The sequence below is a fragment of the Herbidospora galbida genome (genome assembly GCF_005233835.1).
Classification (GTDB): Bacteria; Actinomycetota; Actinomycetes; order Streptosporangiales; family Streptosporangiaceae; genus Herbidospora; species Herbidospora galbida.
In genome coordinates this window covers 25,760-43,599 of the sequence record NZ_SZQA01000020.1, presented here as the reverse complement: position 1 = coordinate 43,599, position 17,840 = coordinate 25,760, and the positions used below count along the sequence as shown (strand labels likewise).

Genomic DNA, 17,840 nt, shown 5'->3' with positions numbered 1-17,840 from the left:
CCCTGGGTGATCATGTGGATCCCGTAGGCGACGTACAGGAAAAGGGAAAAGCCCGGCCGGGGTGGCACCCGGCCGGACTCTTTCTCACACGGGTCAGCCGACGACCGAGCGGAGCGGGATGCCCGCCACGTTCAGCTCGTTGACCAGGTCACGCAGGAAGGGGTGCTCGTGGATGTCGAGGCCCTCCGGGTTCGGGATCGTCAGGTACGACGACCCGGCCGCGCTGGCGACCGTCGCGGTGTCGGTGTACTTCGCGACCACGGCCTGGGTGCGGGCGAGGTCGGCGTCGGCCACCTGGATCTGGAACGGACGCCACTCGCCGCCGATCAGCGGGGTCTCCTCGGCGGGGGCGGCGGTCCGGGCGAGCGAGCGCTTCTGCGCGGCGGGCGAGGCGGCGCCCTTCGGCATCAGCAGGGCGTTGGCGACCAGGTGGATGCCGTTCTCGTTGTACGCCCGGAAGAGCGGGTTGTACGCGAACAGCACCGCGTGCCCGGCGCCGGTCGGCTCGTTGGTCAGCGCGACCGAGCCCTTGAGCGCGTCGGCGCCGTTGGTGGTGCCGTTGACCCACCAGGTGTCGTCGGTCGGGTAGGTCAGGACGTTGGTCCCGGTGGTCGACGGGTTGAGGATCGGGTCACCGTTGTTGAACTGGAAGTCCTCGGCCGGGCGGCCCAGGGCGACCGCGTCCGACGTCGCGGTGTCGACCCGGAAGTGCGAGCCGATGACCTGGTAGCCGGTCGGCTTGGTCTTCTCGGTGGTGCTGGTCAGACCGGCCGCGCGGGCGACGCGGGTGCCCTGGTTGCGCAGGCCGATGTACGTGCCGCCGGTCGAGACCCATGCCTTGAGGTTGGCCTGGCCCTGGGCGGTCAGACCGCCGGTGGCGTTGCTGCCGTCGGGCATCAGCAGGACGCCGCGCTCGGTGAAGGCGGCGGTGTTGTTGTTGATGTCGGCGGTGGTGACCGGCTTGAGGGTCAGGCCCCACTTGGCGCCCAGGACGAAGCGGGCCTCGCCGTAGGAGCCGGAGGTGGTGGAGACGCCCGTGCCGTTGTAGAGGCCGACGTCGGGGGTCTTCAGGAGGGTGCCCGAAGGAGCGTCACCGCTGCCGGCGACGGTCACGCCGAGGGAGGTGGCGAGCTCGTCGAGGCCGGCGCGGTTGACGTCGCCGGGCGAGAAGCTGACGACACCGGTCGACAGGTCACGCTTCAGCGCGACGCCCTGGCCGAGGAGCTTGAAGGTCAGCTCCGAGGCGGCGGCGGAGTCGAGCGGGTAGGAGAACGAGCCCTTCTTGGACGCGCCCTGCGCGACGCCGCCCTCCATCTTGCGGACCAGTTCGGCCTTCGGCGACAGCTCGTCACCGGTGTAGACCGTGTCCACGCCCGCCAGGAGCGGGTTGCTCCAGGAGGAGACGTCGTAGAAGTACGGGAACGGCACGTACGGGTCCTCGCCGAGCGTCGCCTGGATCCAGTGCTTCTGCGGCTGCGCCATCGGGATGTAGTACGAGCCCTCGGGGATCACCTTGCCGCTCTCGGACCGGCCGCCGAAGATCTTGGCGTTCGGGACGGTGAGCGGCTGGGTGAGGCGGTAGACCTCGACGTCCATCTGACGCAGGCGCTCGACCAGCTTGCGCACGTCGCCGAGCTGACGGTCGTTCAGCAGGAAGTACGAGCGGATCTTGACGTCCGGCACCGGGAACTGGACGGTGTTGGTCGGCTGCACGACCTCGTTCGGCTCCAGGACGCCCTGCTGACCCTCGGCCAGCGCGGTCTTCCAGATGTTCCAGTAGCTGCCGAGGATCTCGTGCTTGTTGGCGGCGGCCCAGCCCGTGGTGGCCCACTGGGTGTTGAACTGCTGCTGCACGCGGTCGGGGACGGCCGAGGAGGAGCCCTTCTCGAACGTCATGCCCGCGGCGCCGAACCCGGTGGCCGGGACGGTGTCGCCGTAGCCCATGTAGAACATGTCGTACGTGGCGTAGTTGAAGTAGCACTCGACGGTCACCGAGCCGCCGCAGGCGCCGTTGAAGCCGAAGCCGGCCTTGTTGGCCTCGCCGATGCGGTTGATCCAGTCGACCGGCTGGTCGGCGATCTCGTGGTGGATCGGGTCGGCGTTCGGCGGGAAGAAGTACTGCCGGCCGCCCATCTCGTGGGCGTCGATGAAGACCTGCGGCGGATACTTCCGCAGCAGCTCCAGCTTGGCGTCGGTCTCCTTCTGGGTGCGCGCGAACCAGTCACGGTTGAGGTCGAAGCCGTACTCGTTCTGCCGGCGGCTGGCGTCGCGGCCGTCGGGGTTCTGAGTGGGCACGATGATCGTGAGCAGGTTGTCGTTGCGCGACTTGACGTCGCACGACAGGCCCGAGGCGAGCTCGTAGAGCGTCTGCAGCGAGGCGTCGGCGCCGCTCTTCTCGCCGCCGTGCACGTTGCCGGCGACGTAGACGATCGCGGGGGTGTCCTGCGCGATCTTGGCGGCCTTGGCGTCGGTCTGGGTGCGCGGGTCCCGCAGCGACACGATGTCGTCCGCGATCTTCTTCAGCCGCGCGTCCGTCACGTTGGCCGCGTTCGAGACGATCGCGTAGGGCATCTCGGTGCCCAGCACGCTGTTCGTCATCACGCCGAGGCGCACGCGGTCGGAGGCGGCGCCCACGGCGTGGGTGTAGTCGATGAGCTCCTGGCTGGTCAGGATCCGGGTCTGGCCCGCGCCCAGCGGGAACCCGAAGAACTGCTGGGGGCTCGGGACCGACGCGATGCGGGCGTTGGGGTCGCTGGAGCAGTCGGCCGCCGCCGACTGCGCCGAAGCGGTCGGCGTCAGGGTGAGGCCGGCCGCCACCAGGGCCGCGGCGCCCAGTGCCGCGACGTAGGGGGATTTTCTGCGCATGATCGCGCGAAACCGCATGTCGCCTCCAGGGCGGAGGGGACGGGGGCGCTCGGGAGAGGGAGCCCGTCCGAGGGAGTACAAAAGCCACTGCGGACGGTAATGGAACGGTAAAAAAGGGACAAGGGACAGGAAAACTCAACAAAACACTGTCAGAACCTGTGGTATCTGACATATTACCAGGTCACATGGGCCACGCTGGTCTCGGATGTCCCTTTATAACGCCCGATAACGACTGGGCGTCGTCTTCGCAACCCCGGGAACTCCCTTTCTCGCCGTTCGTGGGTCAACGGCTTCGCTCCGTCACGGCTCCGCCTGGCCGGCCGCACGACCACGTTCGGCCACGCTCGTGGTGCGACCACGGGCGCGGAGCTCGCTGAGGACCTTTGCCAGTCGCGCTTCCCGCCCTTGAGGGCTCCGGGCCTTGAGCAGCGGCAGGACCAGCAGGTAGCGCGCCGTCCGGTCGAGCCCCTCGAAGACCGCCCGCGTCGCCGGATCGAGCGCCGCCTCCAGGTCGGCGGGCACCGCGAACTCGCTCTGCGCCGCGTACGCGGCCTGCCAGCGGCCGTCGGCGCGGGCCAGTTCGACCTCCGCCAGCCCCGGCGGGCGCATCCGCCCGGCCTCGGTGAGGGCCTCGACCCGGCGGACGTTCACCCGCGACCACGGGCTGCCGCGCCGCCGCCGGGAGAACCGCTGCAGGTAGCTGTGCTCGTCGTGACCCTTGCGCTGGCTGTCGATCCAGCCGTAGCAGAGCGCCACGTCGAGCGCCTGGCCGATGGTGACCGAGGTCAGCGGCGCGCCCTTTTTGGCGATGACCAGCCACACGCCCTCACCGGCGTGGTTGGCGGCGAGCCAGGCCTCCCAGGCCGCCGCGTCCGGAAAGTGCATCATCGGCCCAGCATCTCCAGATAGTGCGGGTTGTACATGACGCCCAGCACGTTCCCGAACGGGTCGGCGACCGCGGCCGTCACGAACCCCTCCCCGCGGTCGGTCAGCGGGATGTGGGGCCTCGCGCCGAACTTCAGCAGCCGGTCGAGGGCCTCCGCCACGTCGTCGACGTGCCAGTGGACCACCGCGCCGCCGGGCCGGGCCGGGGCGCCGCCGGGGGCGTACCGGGAGTCGGCGAGGCCCAGCTCCGCCAGGTGGTCGCCGATCCGGAACTCCACATACCCGGGCACCTCGAAGTAAGGCCCGGTCCCGAGCACCTCGGTGTACCACTTCGTGGCGGCCGTCAGGTCGTCGGCCCAGAACGTGATGGTGGCCGGTCCGCGCAACATGGGTTGCTCCCTTCGTCTCCCTCCGCACACTAGGCACGATCGCGGAACGTACGGTTCCGCGATTGACTGGGGGCATGCTGGAAACCTCCGTCAGGCTGCTGCGCCTGCTGTCGCTCCTCCAGTCGCGCCCCGACTGGGGCGGCCCCGAACTCGCCGCCCGGCTCGGCGTGACCGGCCGGACGGTCCGCAACGACGTGGAGCGCCTGCGGATCCTCGGCTACGAGATCCGGTCCACCCCCGGCGTGGCCGGCGGCTACCGGCTCGGCGCGGGCGCGGCCCTGCCGCCGCTGCTGCTCGACGACGAGGAGGCGGTGGCCGTCGCCGTCAGCCTGCACGCCGCCGCCGGAGGCACCGTCACCGGCATCGAGGAGACCTCGCTGCGGGCGCTGACGAAACTGCAGCGGATGCTGCCCTCGCGGCTGCGGCACCGCATCGACGCCGTCGGCATGGCCACGGTGTCCGTCGCCCGGCGCGGCCCGACCGTCGACGCCGCCACCCTCACCCACATCGCCGCCGCCGTCCGCGACCGCGAACGCCTGCGCTTCGACTACCGCCTCCGCGACGGCACCCCCGGCGTGCGCGAGGTCGAACCGCACCGGCTCGTCTACACCGGCCGCCGCTGGTACCTGCTCGCCTGGGACGTCGCCCGCGCCGACTGGCGCACCTTCCGCGTCGACCGGGTGCGGCCCCGGGTGCCGAACGGGCCGCGCTTCGTCCCCCGGGAACCTCCGGCCGACGCCGCGACCCAGGTCATGCGCGGGGTCGGCTCGGCCGCCTACCGTCACCCGGCCAGGGTGCGGCTGCACGCCCCGATGGAGCGGCTGACCGAACTGCTGACCCCGGCGGCCGGGGTGCTCGGCGACGACGGCGTGCTGGAGACGGGCGGCGACTCGCTGGGCGACCTGGCGGCCTTCCTCGGCAGTCTGGGCGTCGACTTCACCGTGCTCGACCCGCCGGAACTGACGGAGTACCTGCACCGTCTGGCGGAGCGGTTCGCCCGAGTCTGAGTACACTCGGCGCCAAGATCCGTTATCTCCATTCGGGAGCCGACAGACGTGACCGGGCCAGCCCACCCCGACGGTCAAGGGCCTCTGCGCCTGCGGATCCTCGGCCCGCTCCGGCTGTGGCGCGACGGCGTCGAACTCGACGCGGGCCCCCGGCAGCAGGCGCAGCTGCTGGCCCTGCTGCTGGCCCGCGCGGGCCGTCCGGTCAGCACCCGTGAACTGATCGACCTCATCTGGGGCGACGACGCCCCCGCCAGCGCGCTCAACATCATCCAGAAGTACGTCGGGGCGCTGCGGCGGCTGCTCGAACCCGCCGTCCCCGCCCGCGCGGCCGGCCACTACCTGCACCGGCGCGGCGACGCGTACGTCTTCGAGGCCGGGCCCGGCACACTCGACCTCCTGGAGTTCCGCCACCACCTCGACGCCGCCCGGTCGGCCCTGGCCGGGCAGGCGTCCGACGCGGCGCTCGACCACTACGTGACGGCGCTCGGCCTCTGGCACGGCAACGCGGGCGACGGCCTGTCGCTCGAACCGGCCGCGGCACCGGTCCTGACCGCGCTCGACGACGAGTTCCACGCCGCCTGCGTGGCGGCGGCCGACCTGGCCGTGGCCGCACACCGGCCCGAGCGGGTGATCAGGGCGGTCCGGCTGGCCGCCTCGATGGCGCCCTTCCACGAGCCGGTGCACGCCGCCCTCGTCACCGCCCTGGGCGCGGCGGGGCGGCAGGCCGAGGCGCTGACGGCCTTCCACGACGTCCGCGACCGCCTCGCCGAGGAGCTCGGCATCGACCCCGGACCGGCGCTGCGGGCCGCCCACCTGCGGGTGCTGACGCAGACCCCGGAACCGCCGGACCGGGGAGGCGCCGGGCCGAGGCGCCCGGCCGGGCTGGTCGGCCGGGGCGCGGAACTGGCCGTGCTGCGGCAGGCCGTCGAGGCGGCGCTCACCGGCGGCATCGGGCTCGCCGTCGTCGAGGGCGAACCGGGGGCCGGGAAGACGCGCCTGCTGGAGGAGGCCGCCGCCCTCGCCGGCCGGCGCGGCGCGCTCGTCGTCCGGGCCTCCTGCCTGGAGGGCGACGGCACGCCGTCGATGTGGCCGTGGGAGCAGGCGCTCGCCGGGGTCATCGACGCCCTGCCCGCCCCGGCGCGGGAGAAGTGGCGGGCCGGGGAACTCGGCCGCCTCCTCGAGTCCGGCGGCGACCGGACCGGCCCGCCGGTCGCCGGAAGCCGCGCCCAGTTCCGGCTGTTCGAGCAGGCCGTCGGCGTCATCGGCCAGGCGGCGGCCGAACGGCCGGTGCTGCTGGTCATGGACGACCTCCAGTGGATCGACCCGGCCTCGCTCCAGATGTTCGGCCACGTGGTCGGGCGGCTGCCCGGCGGCGCGGCGATCGTCTGCGCGCTCCGCGACCGCGCCCCCACGCCCGGCTCCGACCTCTCCCGCGCGCTGGCCGCCGCCAGCAGGCTGCCCGGCCACCACCGGATCCGGCTCGGCCCGCTCGGCCTGACCGACGTGGCCGAGCTCGTCCGCCGGGAGACCGGTCACCGGCCCGGCGCCGAGGTCGCCCGCGACATCCTGGCCCGCACCGAGGGCAACCCCTTCTTCGTCCGCGAACTGTCGCGGCTGCTCAGCGACCGGGGCGCGCTCGGCGACGCGGCGGCCCGGCCGGGGGTGCCGGCGACCGTGCGCGACGTCGTCCGCGACCGGATGGCCGGCCTCGACGACGACGCCCGCGACCTGGTGCACCTGGCGGCGGTCATCGGCCGCGACGTCGACCTCGGCCTGCTCGCCCGCGCCGCCGGGACCGGCGTCGCCGACTGCCTCGAACGCCTCGAACCGCTGCGCGCGCTGGGCCTGCTCGAAGCCGAGCCGCACGATCCGTTCGCGTGGCGGTTCGCGCACGACCTGGTCCGCGAGTCCGTCACGGAGACGACGGAGCACTGGCGGGCCGTCGGGCTGCACCTGCGGGTCGCCGACGCGCTGGAGGAGGGCCGGGCCGACGACGAGTCCGTCACCGAGCGGCTCGCCTTCCACCTGTGGGCGGCCAGGGTCCTGGCCGACCCGGTCCGCGTCGTGGAGGCGCTGAAGCGCGCGGGGCTGCGGGCGGCGGCCAAGCTCGCGTTCGCCGCCGCCGACCGCCACCTCGAATCGGCCGCCCAGCTCGCCCGGACCGCCGGTCTCCCGGAACTCGAACTGTCGGCCCTCTCGCTCCTGGCCATCGCGCCGCGCCGGCAGGCCGGGTTCGGCGGCACGACGTTCGACCTGCTGGAGCGCGCCGAACTGCTGGCCCGGGAGCTGGGCCGCGACGTCGACGCGGCCGGCCTGCTCTTCGCCCGCCTGTTCGGGGCCTACACGTTCATGGAGTGGGACCGCGCCGCGCTGGTCCGCCGCCTTCACGAGCAGGGGGAGGCGGCCGCGAACCCGATCGTCCGCGTGTACGGCCGCCAGGCCTGGGGCCTGCACCAATGGGACGTCGGCGAGATCGGCGAGGCCTACCGCGTCTTCCGCGCCAACGACCCCGCCCTCCTGGAGGGGGTCGTGGCGGCGTACAGCGACACCCCGATCAGGCGCGACGTCTCGGGGGAGTGGCCCGGCTGGGTGGCCGTCGTGACGGCCATGCACGGCGACGTCGCGGGGGCATGCGCCATGATCGACGCCTGGAACGGCCCCGACGACTCCTACGCGGTCGCGACCTGGGCCTACTACGTCACCATCATCGCGTCGATGGCCGGTGACGCGGACCGGGTGATCCGCACCATCGACCGGTGGATCGCCGTGGGCACCGGCCGCGCCGCCATCCAGCAGGAGCTCTACATCCGGCTGAACTGGTGCTGGGCCCGCGCCCTGACCGGCGACGACCCGGCCGGTGTGGCGGCCGAGGCCGAACGGCTGGTGGAGGCGGGGCTGACCGACCCGCCGCGCTGGGGCCTCGCCTACCACCACGCGCTCATCGCCGAGATGTGGCTGGCCGCCGGGAGCCCCGACCGGGCCGCCGCCGCCCTCGACCGGGCCGGCCACGCCCTGGAGGCCCACGGCCAGCGCTATGCCGAGGGTCTGGTCCTGTTCCTGCGGGCGCGCCTGCTGCGCGCCCGGGGCGAACCCGCCGACGTGGTGCGGGCGGCCGCCGAGGCGGCCCGCGACCGGTCGGCCGAACGCGGGTCTCACCTGTTCGCGGGCCGCGCCGAGAGGCTCCTCGCCGAACTCTGACGACGGCTGATCGCCCAGCCGAACGCGGTCGCCGTGAAGAACATGAGGATGCCGTAGACCGCGCCCGGAACGGCCATCTCGGCGCTGTTCAGCAGGGCGGGGCTCAGCGCGATCGTGATGGCCAGCCCGGTGTTGTGCAGGCCGATCTCGAACCCGGCCGCGGTGGCCGCGCCGTGGTCGACGCCGGCCAGGCGCGGCACGCCGTAGCCGACGGCCACGCTCACCACGTTGAACGTCAGCGCGGCCAGGCCGACCGCCGCGAAGTAGCCGGGGAGGTCGTGGCGCTCGGCGTACAGAACGGCGGAGATGACCGTGACCAGGACCACGACCGACAGCACCCGGACGGGCAGGTTGAGCCGCCGCGCCAGCCCCGGCGCCAGCGCCCGGACGAGCATCCCGGCCGCGACCGGCCCGAGCACCATCACGAAGAGCTGCTGCAGCTTGTCGGCCTGCAGCCCGAGGGCGGCCCCGCCGGGAAGGAGGTGGTGGGCCGAGAGGTTCACCACGATCGGCAGGGTGACCACGACCAGCACCGAGTTGACCGCGGTGAGCGTGACGTTCAGCGCGACGTTACCGCCGAACAGGTGGCTGAAGAGGTTGGCCGTCGGGCCGCCGGGCGAGGCCGCGACCACCATCATGCCGACGGCGAGCTCCGGCGGGAGCCGGAAGGCCAGCACCAGGCCGAAGCAGACCACCGGCAGCAGCACGATCTGGCAGAGCAGCGCGACCACGACCGCCTTCGGGTGACGGCCCACCCGCCGGAAGTCGTCGAGCGTCAGCGCGAGTCCCAGCCCGAGCATGACGATCCCGAGGGCGAACGGCAGGCTGGCCAAGATCAGAGGGGAATCCATGGTCCAGTGTGGGCCCGGCCGTCTTGACGCCGAGTGAACCGCCCGTTCAGTGGGCGTCCAGTGCCGGGACCCAGCATGGGACCCATGACGACTACCCGACGACCGGTGCCGGTCCGGTGACCGTGCACATCCGCGCGTACGAAGCCCAGTGCGCCGCCGAGGAGGACCGGCACGTCTCCCCGGCGAAGAGCGCCGCGCGACCCAGGCTCGCCCTGTTCGCGCTGGCGCTGGGCACCTTCGCCATCGGCACCGGCGAGTTCGGCAGCAACGGCGTCATCCAGCTCTTCGCCGCCGACCTGGGCGTGTCCATCCCGGTCGCCACCCACGCGATCACCGCCTACGCCCTCGGGGTGGTGATCGGCTCCCCGCTGATCACGCTGCTCGCGGCCCGGGTCAACCGGCGCACGCTGCTGCTCGGCCTGGCCGTGCTCTTCCTCGCAGGCAACGGCCTGTCGGCCCTGGCGCCGGACATCGCGCTGCTCGTCGTCTTCCGCTTCGTGGCGGGCAGCGTCCAAGGGGCGTTCTTCGGCGCCGGGGCCGTCGTGGCGGCGTACGTCTACGGGCCCGGCCGGGGCGGCAAGGCGTTCGCCACCGTGATGGGGGGACTGACCGTCGCCACCGTCGCGGGGTCGCCGCTCGCCACGTTCGTCGGCCAGCAGGCCGGGTGGCGGGTCATGTACTGGGCGGTGGTCGCCGTCGGCCTGCTGGCGGGGCTCGCGCTGGTGGCCTGGCTGCCGCGCACCGGCGACCTGCACGGCGGCCCGGTCAGGAACGAGCTGAACGGGCTGCGCCGGGGCGGCGTCTGGGTGATGGTCGCGGTCGCCTCGCTCGGCATCTCCAGCATCTTCGCCGTCTACACGTTCATCGGCCCGTTCGTCACCGACGCCGCGCGGCGCGACCCCGCGCTCATCCCCGTGGCGCTGGCCGTCTTCGGCCTCGGCATGGCGGTCGGCAACCACTTCGGCGGGCGGGCCGCCGACCGGTGGGAGCACCGCGGCCTGACCTGGGGCTACGGCGGAGTGCTGGCCCTCCTGGCGCTGATCGGGGTGGCGGGCGGCGAGTGGCTCGTGCTGCTGCCGTGCCTGTTCGGCGTCGGCGCGACCATGATGTACGCCATCCCCACCATCCAGGTCAGGCTGACCTCCCTCGCGCCCGACGCCCCGACCCTGATGGGCGCGCTCAACCTGGCCGCGCTCAACCTGGCCAACTCCCTGGGCGCGATCGGCGGCGCGATCACCCTGGCGGCCGGCTGGGGCACCCTGTCGACGGTGTGGGCCGGCTTCGTCCTCACCTCGGCGGGTCTGGCGCTGTACGCACTGACGCGCACACGCGGCGGGCCAGGTCGGCCTGAAAGCCCTCGTCCAGCGGAAGGACCCCGTTCTCGGACATGAGCGCGTGGAACTGCTGCCGCTCATAGGGCCGGCTGCCCAGGCTCATGGCGTACGTCCGCTCGGTCGGCACACGAAGCACGGTCCCCGGGTCGTGCGGCGCGTCTGCTCGTCCATATCCGCCCAGCGTCGCACGGGCCGGTGGCGGCGCGGAATCCACCGATCGGCTGAGCCGGGATCCCGCCTGACGGGCGGTGCCGGAAGGCGCCCCCGCCGGAGCACTCTTGGGCCATGCCCTCCGTGATCGAGGTGACCAACCTCCACAAGCGCTACGGCGACAAGATCGCCGTGGACGACGTCTCCTTCACCGTCGAACAAGGCGAGATCTTCGGCATCCTCGGCCCCAACGGCGCCGGGAAGACCACCACGGTCGAATGCGTCGAAGGCCTCCGCACCCCCGACGGAGGCACCGTCTCCGTCCTCGGCCTCGACCCGCTGCGCGACCACACCGAACTGACCCGCCGGCTCGGCGTCCAGCTGCAGGCCGGCATGCTGCCCGAGAGCCTGCGCGTGGGCGAGGCCCTGGAGCTGTACAGCTCCTTCTACCCCCGCCCCGCCGACTGGCGCGCGCTGCTCGACGACCTCGGCCTGCCCGCGAAGGCCCGGTACGCCGCCCTCTCCGGCGGCCAGAAGCAGCGGCTGTCGATCGCGCTGGCCCTGATCGGCAACCCCGACATCGCCGTCCTGGACGAACTGACCACCGGCCTCGACCCCCAGGCGCGCCGCGACACGTGGGCGCTGATCGAGGGCGTCAGGGCGCGCGGGGTGACCATCGTCCTCGTCACCCATTTCATGGAGGAGGCCGAACGCCTCTGCGACCGGGTGGCCCTGATCGACGCGGGCCGGGTCGTCCTCATAGACACCCCCGCCGGGCTGGCCGACCGCGCCCAGATCGAACAGCGCCTCCGGTTCCGCCCCTCCCGCGACCTCGACCTCGCCCTGCTCGCCGACCTCCCGGGGGTCACCGGCGTCACCCGCCGGGGCGAGCAGATCGTCGTGACCGGCGACGACACCGTCGTGAACTCCGTCATGGCCGTTCTGGCCAGGAACCAGATCACGGCCGAGCGGCTCCGCGTCGAACAGGCCGGCCTCGAAGAGGCCTTCGTCCAGCTGACCAGAAAGGACGTCCAGTGAACGGCGCAACGTGGCGGCTCATCGCCGTCGAGGGAAAGCTGAGCCTGCGCGACAAGGTCGCGCCCGTGTGGGGCGTGGCCTGTCCGCTGGTGGTGCTCGTCATCCTGGGCAGCATCCCGGCGCTGCGCGAGCCCATCACCGCCGACCTGACGATCTTCGACGTCTACGTCCCGGTGCTGATCCTGTTCAACATCGCCATCCTGGCGATGACCGCGCTGCCCACCACCCTGGCGGGCTACCGGGAGAACGGCGTCCTGCGCAGGATGCGGACCACCCCGGTCGGGCCGGTGCGGGTGCTCACCGCCCAGCTCGCCGCCAACTTCGCGATCGCGCTGGTCGCGATGGTGTTCTTCCTCCTGGTGGCCGGGCTAGGGTTCGGGGTCGACCCGCCGCGCCACCCGCTCGGGTTCGCGGTCGCCTGGCTGCTGGCCACCGCCGCGCTGCTCTCGATGGGGCTGCTGGTCACCGCGCTGGTGTCGTCGCGGGCGGCGGCCACGGCGATCGGCACGCTGCTGTTCTTCCCGATGATGTTCTTCGCGGGCCTCTGGGTGCCGATCGCGCAGATGCCGCCGCTGCTGCAGGACATCAGCGCGTACACGCCGCTCGGCGCCGGCATGGGCGCCTTCCAGGACGCCTACCTGGGCGGCTTTCCCTCCTGGCCGCCGCTGGTGATCCTGGTGGCCTACGCGGTGGTGTGCGCGGCCGTCGCGGTCCGCTGGTTCCGCTGGGAGTAGGGTTGCCGTTCTTACTGGTCACCGTCGTGCCGTACACACTGCTCGCCGGGCTCGCCGTCCTGGTCGTGGCCGCCGGGTTCCCGGTGACCGAGCTGCTCCCGGCGGCGGTGTGGATGGTCGTGCTCTACCGGTGGCGCGAGAAGCCGGCGTTCTTCGCCGGGCTGCTGGCGATCACCGCCGTGATGGTGCTGCAGAACCCGCTGTACGGGCTGTTCACCCCCGTCCCCTACATCTACGCCTTCACGGTGCTGACCTGGCCGTGGCGGCTGGCCGGGGTGGGACTGACCGCGGTGGTGGCGGGGCTGGCGCAGGCGTCGGCCGCGCCGGGGATGGTCGTGCTCCAGGGGGTCATCATCGGGGTCAACGTCGTGATGATGGTGACCACCGCCTGGGTGCTGCACACCGCCGACGTCGAGCGGGAGCAGCGGCTGGCCGCCATGGCGAAACTGGAGGCCGCGCTGGAGGAGAACGCCGGGCTGCACGCCCAGCTGCTCGTCCAGGCGAGAGAGGCCGGCGTCCTCGACGAGCGGCAGCGCATGGCCCGGGAGATCCACGACACCCTCGCCCAGGGGCTGATCGGGATCATCACCCAGCTCCAGGCCGCCGAGCAGCGGCACGAGGTGCCCGCCGCCTGGCGGCGGCCGTTCGACGCGGTGATGGGGCTGGCCCGCGAGAGCCTGGCCGAGGCGCGACGCTCGGTCGACGCGCTGCGGCCCGCCCACCTGGAGACCGCCCGGCTGGGCGAGGCCCTGGAGACCGTCTCCGGCAGGTGGTCGGCGCTGCACGGGATCCCGGTCCGGTTCACCGCCACCGGCACGGCCCGGCCGCTCGCCCCCGCCATCGAGGTCGCGCTGCTGCGCACGGCCCAGGAGGCGCTGGCCAACGTGGCCAAGCACGCCGGGGCCACCCGGGTCGGGGTGACGCTCTCCTACCTGGAGGAGGAGGTGGCGCTGGACGTACGGGACGATGGGAAGGGTTTCGATCTTTCGGCGCCCAGACAAGAGCAGACCGGAGGGTTCGGGTTGGGCATCATGCGGCAGCGCGTCGAAGGGCTCTCCGGGAGCCTGCGCGTCGAGTCGGAGCCCGGTGGCGGCACCGGCGTGTCCGCCTGCGTCCCCTGGAGGTCCGCGTGATCCGGCTGCTGGTCGCCGACGACCACCCCATCGTCAGAGACGGCCTGTGCGCCATGTTCGCCGCGGCCCCCGGCTTCGAGGTGGTGGGCGAGGCGGCCGACGGCGCCGAGGCGGTGCGGCTGGCCGTCGACCTGCGGCCCGACGTGATCCTGCTCGACCTGCGCATGCCGGAGCTCGACGGGCTGGGCGCGATCACCGAGCTGTCGAGGCTGGGCGTGCCGTCGAAGATCCTGGTGCTGACGACGTACGACACCGACTCGCACGTGCTGCCGGCGATCGAGGCGGGCGCGACCGGCTACCTGCTGAAGGACTCGCCCCGCGAGGAGCTGCTGCGCGGCGCGCGGGCCGCCGCCCGGGGCGAGAGCGTGCTGTCGCCGACGGTGGCGGCGCGGCTGCTGAGCCGCGTGCGCACGCCTCCGCCCCCGCTCAGCCCCCGTGAGCTGGAGGTCCTCGAACTCGTCGCGGCCGGGAACACCAACCGCGAGGTGGCGGCCCGGCTGTTCGTCACCGAGGCCACGGTCAAGAGCCACCTGCTGAACATCTACGCCAAGCTCGGCGTCAACGACCGCGCCGCCGCCGTCGCCGAGGCGTTCAACCGGGGCCTGCTCGTCCCGCGTTAGGCCCGCGACAGCGGCAGCCTGACCGGCGGGGGCAGCGGCGCGGCGACCGGGTCGGCCATGAACGACTGGATCATCAGCGCCGCGAACCGGCGGGACGCCGCCACCCTCATCTCGGGCGACTCGGCGCGGATGCCCTCGTTGGCCATCAACGCCAGGCTGAGGTCCTCGACCACGAAGTCGCGGCGCAGCGGGCCCGCCTTCTTCGCCCGCCCGACGAGTTCGAGGAGCATCCGCAGCGTGCGGTCGCGGTCGGCGGCGAAGACGGCCTCGGGGAGCCGCGAGGTGAACACCCGGGCGAACCCCCGGTCGAGGGCGTGCAGCTCCATGAGCCGCTCGACGACCAGGCGGAAGCCCTGCCACGGGTCGGGCGCCGCCAGCCCCTCGGCCACGATCGCCGAGCACGTCTCCATCTGCTCGGCGAACGCCTCGGCCAGCAGCTCGTCTTTGGTCGCGAAGTGGCGGTAGAGGGTCGCGGCGCCGACCCCGGCGCGGCGGGCGATCTCACGGATCGGCACGTCGATGCCCTCGGTCGCGAACGCGAGGCGGGCCACCGCGAGGATGCGTTCGCGGTTGTCGCGGGCGTCGGAACGCAGCCGCGTTCCCACTTGTGCCGTCATCGCTCTCACTTTAGTCAAACGGACGGGGTGTTCCGTTACGGTCCCCGGACATGAGAGCAGTCCAGTTCGCCGCATACGGCCCGCCTTCCGTCGTCCACGTCACCGAGGTTCCGGAACCGCACGCCGGGCCGGGGGAGATCCGCGTCGCCGTGCGGGCGTCGGGGGTGGCGGCCGGCGAGGTCGCGATCCGCTCCGGGCGGCTGCGTGACCTGGTGCCCGTCGCCTTCCCGTTCCGGACCGGCTTCGACGCCGCGGGCGTGGTCGACGAGGTCAGCGACGGCGTCACCGGCGTGCGCGTCGGCGACGAGGTGTTCGGCGCGGCCCATCCCGCCCGGCGCGGGGCCAACGCCGACCTCGCGGTGCTGACCGCGTGGGCGCCCAAACCGGCCGCGTGGAGCTGGGAGGAGGCGGGCGGCGCGGCGGGCGCGGCCGAGACGGCCACCCGGGTCCTCGACCGGCTCGCCGTCGCCGCCGGGCAGACCGTGCTCGTCCAGGGCGCCGCCGGGGCGACGGGCTCGGTCGTCGTCCAGTTCGCCCTCGCACGGGGAGCCACGGTGATCGGCACCGCGAGCGAGCGCAACCACGCCTTCCTGCGCTCCCTGGGGGTGGCGCCGACGACGTACGGGCCGGGCCTCGTCGGCCGGGTCGGCGCGCTGGCACCCGCCGGGGTCGACGCGGTCGTCGACTGCGCGGGCGGCGCGTTGCCCGATCTGATCGCCCTCGCCGGCGACCCGGCGCACGTGGTGACGATCGCCGACTTCACCGCGCGGGAGCACGGCGTGCACCTGTCCCACGGAGCGCCCGCCTCCGAGGCGGGCGCCGCCGACCCGCTCGCCTGGCACGGCCTCGCGGTCGCCGTCGGCCTGGCGGAGGAGGGGCGGCTGCGGGTGCCGGTCGCGGCGGCGTTCCCGCTGGACGAGGTCGTGTCCGCGCACGAACTCGGCGAGACCCGGCACGCGGGCGGAAAGATCGTGCTGGTGCCCTGACGGAAAGTTTCGGTCCTCGGGCGGCGATGTTCCGAAACCCGGGATCAGCGAATAGCTGCAGCTGAAAGCGGCTTGACCGGGCTGATCGGCACCGGAACGACGGTGAAAGTTTCGAAACTATTGACCACTACGTTCGTTACATCTACGTTTGCTGCGATCGAGTACGGCAGACGGAGGGACGGGGTCACATGAGAGCTGCGCTGCTGGAACGGGTCGGAGCGCCTCTCGTGGTGCGCGACCTCGACCTCGCCCCACCCGGGCCCGAAGAGGTGCTGGTCAAGGTCGAGGCCGCCGGGGTCTGCCACAGCGACCAGCACTACCTCGCGGGCGACCTGAAGTGCCCGCTGCCGGTCGTCCCCGGGCACGAGGGCGCCGGCGTGATCGAGGCCGTCGGCCCCGGCGTGACCCGCTTCCGGCCCGGCGACCGCGTCTGCCTCATGTGGCGGCCGAGGTGCGGCCAGTGCCGCAACTGCGTGGTAGGCCGCCCGGCCCTGTGCGAGGCCGCCGGCATCATGGTCGGCTCCGGCGGCCTGCTCGACGGCACCACCCGGCTCAGCGCCGAAGGGGAGAAGGTCCACCACCTGCTCGGCGTCTCCTGCTTCGCCGAATACTGCGTCGTGTCCGAACGCGCCGTCGTCCCGGTCCCCGACGGCGTCCCCCCGGAGATCGCCGCCATCGCCGGATGCGCCGTCATCACCGGCGTCGGCGCCGTGCTCAACGCCATCGGCGAGTGCGCCGGCGACGGCGTCGTCATCTTCGGCGCCGGCGGGGTCGGCCTGTCGGCCGTCCTCGGCGCCGTGCTGGCGGGCGCCAACCCGATCATCGTCGTGGACGTCGTCGCCGAGCGCCTCGAGACGGCCGAACGCCTCGGCGCCACCCACGTCGTCGACGCCTCGGCCGCCGACGTCGCCGCCGCCCTGGCCGACATCCGCCCCGGCGGCGCCGAATGGGCCATCGAGGCCATCGGCCGCCCCGACACCCTCGAGACCGCCTTCGAGGCGCTCCGCCCCGGCGGCACCCTGGTCGCCGTCGGCCTCGGCAAGGTCGGCCAGACCTTCAACGTGCCGGTCAACCTGCTGGTCCAGCGCGAGAAGCGGGTGATCGGCAGCCTCTACGGCTCCGCCAACCCCCTCGTCGACCTCCCCAAGATCTTCGAGCTCTACCTCGCCGGACGCCTGCCCCTCGACCTCCTGATCGGCAGGCGCTACCGGCTCGACCAGATCAACGAGGCGTTCGCCGACCTGACCGGCGGCGCCGTGGGCCGTGGAGTGATCGTGCCATGAGCGAGTACGCCGTCTACCCCAGCCTGCGCGGCAAAGTCGCCCTCGTCACCGGAGGCTCCACCGGCCTCGGCGCGGAGTTCGTCGCCCAGCTCGCCGCCCAGGGCGCCAAGGTCGCCTTCGTCGACGTCGACGACGCCGCCGCCCAGAAACTGACCGACCGGGCCCTCTACATCCACGCCGACGTCACCGACATCGACGCCCTGCGCACCGCGATCGTCATGGTCGAACAGGCCCTCGGCCCCGTCTCCATCCTGGTCAACAACGCCGCCAACGACACCCGCACCGGCATCGAGACCCTCGAACCCGCCGACTGGGACCGGGGGATCGCCGTCAACCTCCGCCACCAGTTCTTCGCCGCCCAGGCCGTGCTGACCGGCATGCGCTCGCTCGGCGGCGGCTCGATCATCAACCTCGGCTCGGTCAGCCCCCATGTCGGCCTGCTCGGCCTGCCCGCCTACGTCTCCTCGAAGTCCGCCATCGAGGGCCTGACCAAGATGATGGCCCGCGAACTCGGCGGCGACCACATCCGCGTCAACTGCGTCATCCCCGGCTGGGTCTTCACCGAACGGCAACTCACCCATTGGGTCACCCCCGAGGTTCGCGAGAAACTCGCGGAGGTGCAGTGCCTGCCCGACAACCTCGAGCCGTCCGACGTGGCCCGGCTGGTGCTCTGGCTGGCCGCCGACGACAGTGCCATGTGCACCGGACAGAACTGGATCGTGGACGCCGGATGGATGATGTGAACGAGAA

15 protein-coding genes are annotated in these 17,840 nt (G+C 72.9%); 10 read left to right on the top strand and 5 right to left on the bottom strand.

The genetic code is table 11. The features are described 5' to 3' along the window. Positions 1–93: 93 nt before the first annotated feature. The 3 genes from FDA94_RS20760 to FDA94_RS20750 form a co-directional block, all read right to left on the bottom strand. On the bottom strand, positions 94–2,883 hold the full coding sequence (locus FDA94_RS20760; protein WP_212735419.1) for a M14 family zinc carboxypeptidase: 2,790 nt from the start codon (positions 2,881–2,883) through the stop codon (positions 94–96). 282 nt (positions 2,884–3,165) lie between these two features. Further along, entirely contained in the window at positions 3,166–3,753 is a 588-nt protein-coding gene (locus tag FDA94_RS20755; RefSeq protein ID WP_137248737.1) for a YdeI/OmpD-associated family protein, read from the bottom strand. Then, positions 3,750–4,139, bottom strand: a complete 390-nt coding sequence (locus FDA94_RS20750; protein ID WP_137248736.1) for a VOC family protein — start codon at positions 4,137–4,139, stop codon at positions 3,750–3,752. The genes FDA94_RS20755 and FDA94_RS20750 overlap by 4 nt, the downstream gene beginning before the upstream one ends. A gap of 74 nt (positions 4,140–4,213) precedes the next feature. Here FDA94_RS20750 and FDA94_RS20745 point away from each other — a divergent pair, with 74 nt between their 5' ends. Both FDA94_RS20745 and FDA94_RS20740 read left to right on the top strand, forming a co-directional pair. Beyond that, positions 4,214–5,146, top strand: coding sequence for a helix-turn-helix transcriptional regulator (locus FDA94_RS20745; RefSeq protein ID WP_137248735.1), 933 nt, complete (start codon positions 4,214–4,216; stop codon positions 5,144–5,146). A 48-nt stretch (positions 5,147–5,194) separates the two neighbouring features. Beyond that, positions 5,195–8,344 (top strand): ATP-binding protein, encoded by a 3,150-nt coding sequence (locus FDA94_RS20740; protein WP_137248734.1) that lies wholly within the window; start codon positions 5,195–5,197, stop codon positions 8,342–8,344. Here FDA94_RS20740 and FDA94_RS20735 read toward each other — a convergent pair. Beyond that, positions 8,299–9,195, bottom strand: coding sequence for a bile acid:sodium symporter family protein (locus FDA94_RS20735; protein ID WP_137248733.1), 897 nt, complete (start codon positions 9,193–9,195; stop codon positions 8,299–8,301). The genes FDA94_RS20740 and FDA94_RS20735 overlap by 46 nt on opposite strands. Before the next feature lie 116 nt (positions 9,196–9,311). Here FDA94_RS20735 and FDA94_RS20730 point away from each other — a divergent pair, with 116 nt between their 5' ends. The 5 genes from FDA94_RS20730 (at position 9,312) to FDA94_RS20715 (ending at position 14,204) form a co-directional block, all read left to right on the top strand. Then, entirely contained in the window at positions 9,312–10,586 is a 1,275-nt protein-coding gene (locus FDA94_RS20730) for an MFS transporter (protein ID WP_212735418.1), read from the top strand. A gap of 228 nt (positions 10,587–10,814) precedes the next feature. Continuing rightward, complete coding sequence (locus FDA94_RS40595; RefSeq protein ID WP_246060064.1) at positions 10,815–11,717, top strand: ABC transporter ATP-binding protein; 903 nt, start codon at positions 10,815–10,817, stop codon at positions 11,715–11,717. Further along, positions 11,714–12,451 (top strand): ABC transporter permease, encoded by a 738-nt coding sequence (locus FDA94_RS40590; RefSeq protein ID WP_246060063.1) that lies wholly within the window; start codon positions 11,714–11,716, stop codon positions 12,449–12,451. The genes FDA94_RS40595 and FDA94_RS40590 overlap by 4 nt, the downstream gene beginning before the upstream one ends. 2 nt (positions 12,452–12,453) lie before the next feature. Further along, positions 12,454–13,584, top strand: a complete 1,131-nt coding sequence (locus tag FDA94_RS20720; protein WP_246060062.1) for a sensor histidine kinase — start codon at positions 12,454–12,456, stop codon at positions 13,582–13,584. After that, positions 13,581–14,204, top strand: coding sequence for a response regulator (locus FDA94_RS20715; protein ID WP_170991042.1), 624 nt, complete (start codon positions 13,581–13,583; stop codon positions 14,202–14,204). The genes FDA94_RS20720 and FDA94_RS20715 overlap by 4 nt, the downstream gene beginning before the upstream one ends. On the opposite strand, the gene FDA94_RS20710 is transcribed toward FDA94_RS20715, so the two are convergent. Beyond that, the gene (locus FDA94_RS20710) at positions 14,201–14,821 is read right to left on the bottom strand and encodes a TetR/AcrR family transcriptional regulator (RefSeq protein WP_137248732.1); all 621 of its coding nucleotides are present in this window, start codon (positions 14,819–14,821) and stop codon (positions 14,201–14,203) included. The genes FDA94_RS20715 and FDA94_RS20710 overlap by 4 nt on opposite strands. A gap of 50 nt (positions 14,822–14,871) precedes the next feature. Between FDA94_RS20710 and FDA94_RS20705 the strand changes: the two genes are divergently transcribed. From FDA94_RS20705 to FDA94_RS20695, 3 genes are all read left to right on the top strand, one after another. Further along, on the top strand, positions 14,872–15,807 hold the full coding sequence (locus FDA94_RS20705) for an NADP-dependent oxidoreductase (RefSeq protein ID WP_137248731.1): 936 nt from the start codon (positions 14,872–14,874) through the stop codon (positions 15,805–15,807). A 188-nt stretch (positions 15,808–15,995) separates the two neighbouring features. Further along, positions 15,996–17,090 (top strand): alcohol dehydrogenase catalytic domain-containing protein, encoded by a 1,095-nt coding sequence (locus tag FDA94_RS20700; protein ID WP_170991041.1) that lies wholly within the window; start codon positions 15,996–15,998, stop codon positions 17,088–17,090. Beyond that, positions 17,087–17,833 carry an SDR family NAD(P)-dependent oxidoreductase gene (locus tag FDA94_RS20695; RefSeq protein WP_137248730.1) on the top strand — a complete coding sequence of 249 codons (747 nt, stop codon included), beginning with the start codon at positions 17,087–17,089 and terminating at the stop codon, positions 17,831–17,833. Before FDA94_RS20700 ends, FDA94_RS20695 begins: the two co-directional genes overlap by 4 nt. Positions 17,834–17,840 lie beyond the last annotated feature (7 nt).

What these genes read in the sequence shown, in the direction of transcription:
- FDA94_RS40595 (WP_246060064.1), top strand. Translation starts at nt 10,815, where the DNA reads ATGCCCTCCGTGATCGAGGTGACCAACCTCCACAAGCGCTACGGCGAC.
- FDA94_RS20750 (WP_137248736.1), bottom strand. Translation starts at nt 4,139, where the DNA reads ATGTTGCGCGGACCGGCCACCATCACGTTCTGGGCCGACGACCTGACG.
- FDA94_RS20745 (WP_137248735.1), top strand. Translation starts at nt 4,214, where the DNA reads ATGCTGGAAACCTCCGTCAGGCTGCTGCGCCTGCTGTCGCTCCTCCAG.
- FDA94_RS20700 (WP_170991041.1), top strand. Translation starts at nt 15,996, where the DNA reads ATGAGAGCTGCGCTGCTGGAACGGGTCGGAGCGCCTCTCGTGGTGCGC.
- FDA94_RS20755 (WP_137248737.1), bottom strand. Translation starts at nt 3,753, where the DNA reads ATGATGCACTTTCCGGACGCGGCGGCCTGGGAGGCCTGGCTCGCCGCC.
- FDA94_RS20710 (WP_137248732.1), bottom strand. Translation starts at nt 14,821, where the DNA reads ATGACGGCACAAGTGGGAACGCGGCTGCGTTCCGACGCCCGCGACAAC.
- FDA94_RS20695 (WP_137248730.1), top strand. Translation starts at nt 17,087, where the DNA reads ATGAGCGAGTACGCCGTCTACCCCAGCCTGCGCGGCAAAGTCGCCCTC.
- FDA94_RS20705 (WP_137248731.1), top strand. Translation starts at nt 14,872, where the DNA reads ATGAGAGCAGTCCAGTTCGCCGCATACGGCCCGCCTTCCGTCGTCCAC.
- FDA94_RS20760 (WP_212735419.1), bottom strand. Translation starts at nt 2,883, where the DNA reads ATGCGGTTTCGCGCGATCATGCGCAGAAAATCCCCCTACGTCGCGGCA.
- FDA94_RS20735 (WP_137248733.1), bottom strand. Translation starts at nt 9,195, where the DNA reads ATGGATTCCCCTCTGATCTTGGCCAGCCTGCCGTTCGCCCTCGGGATC.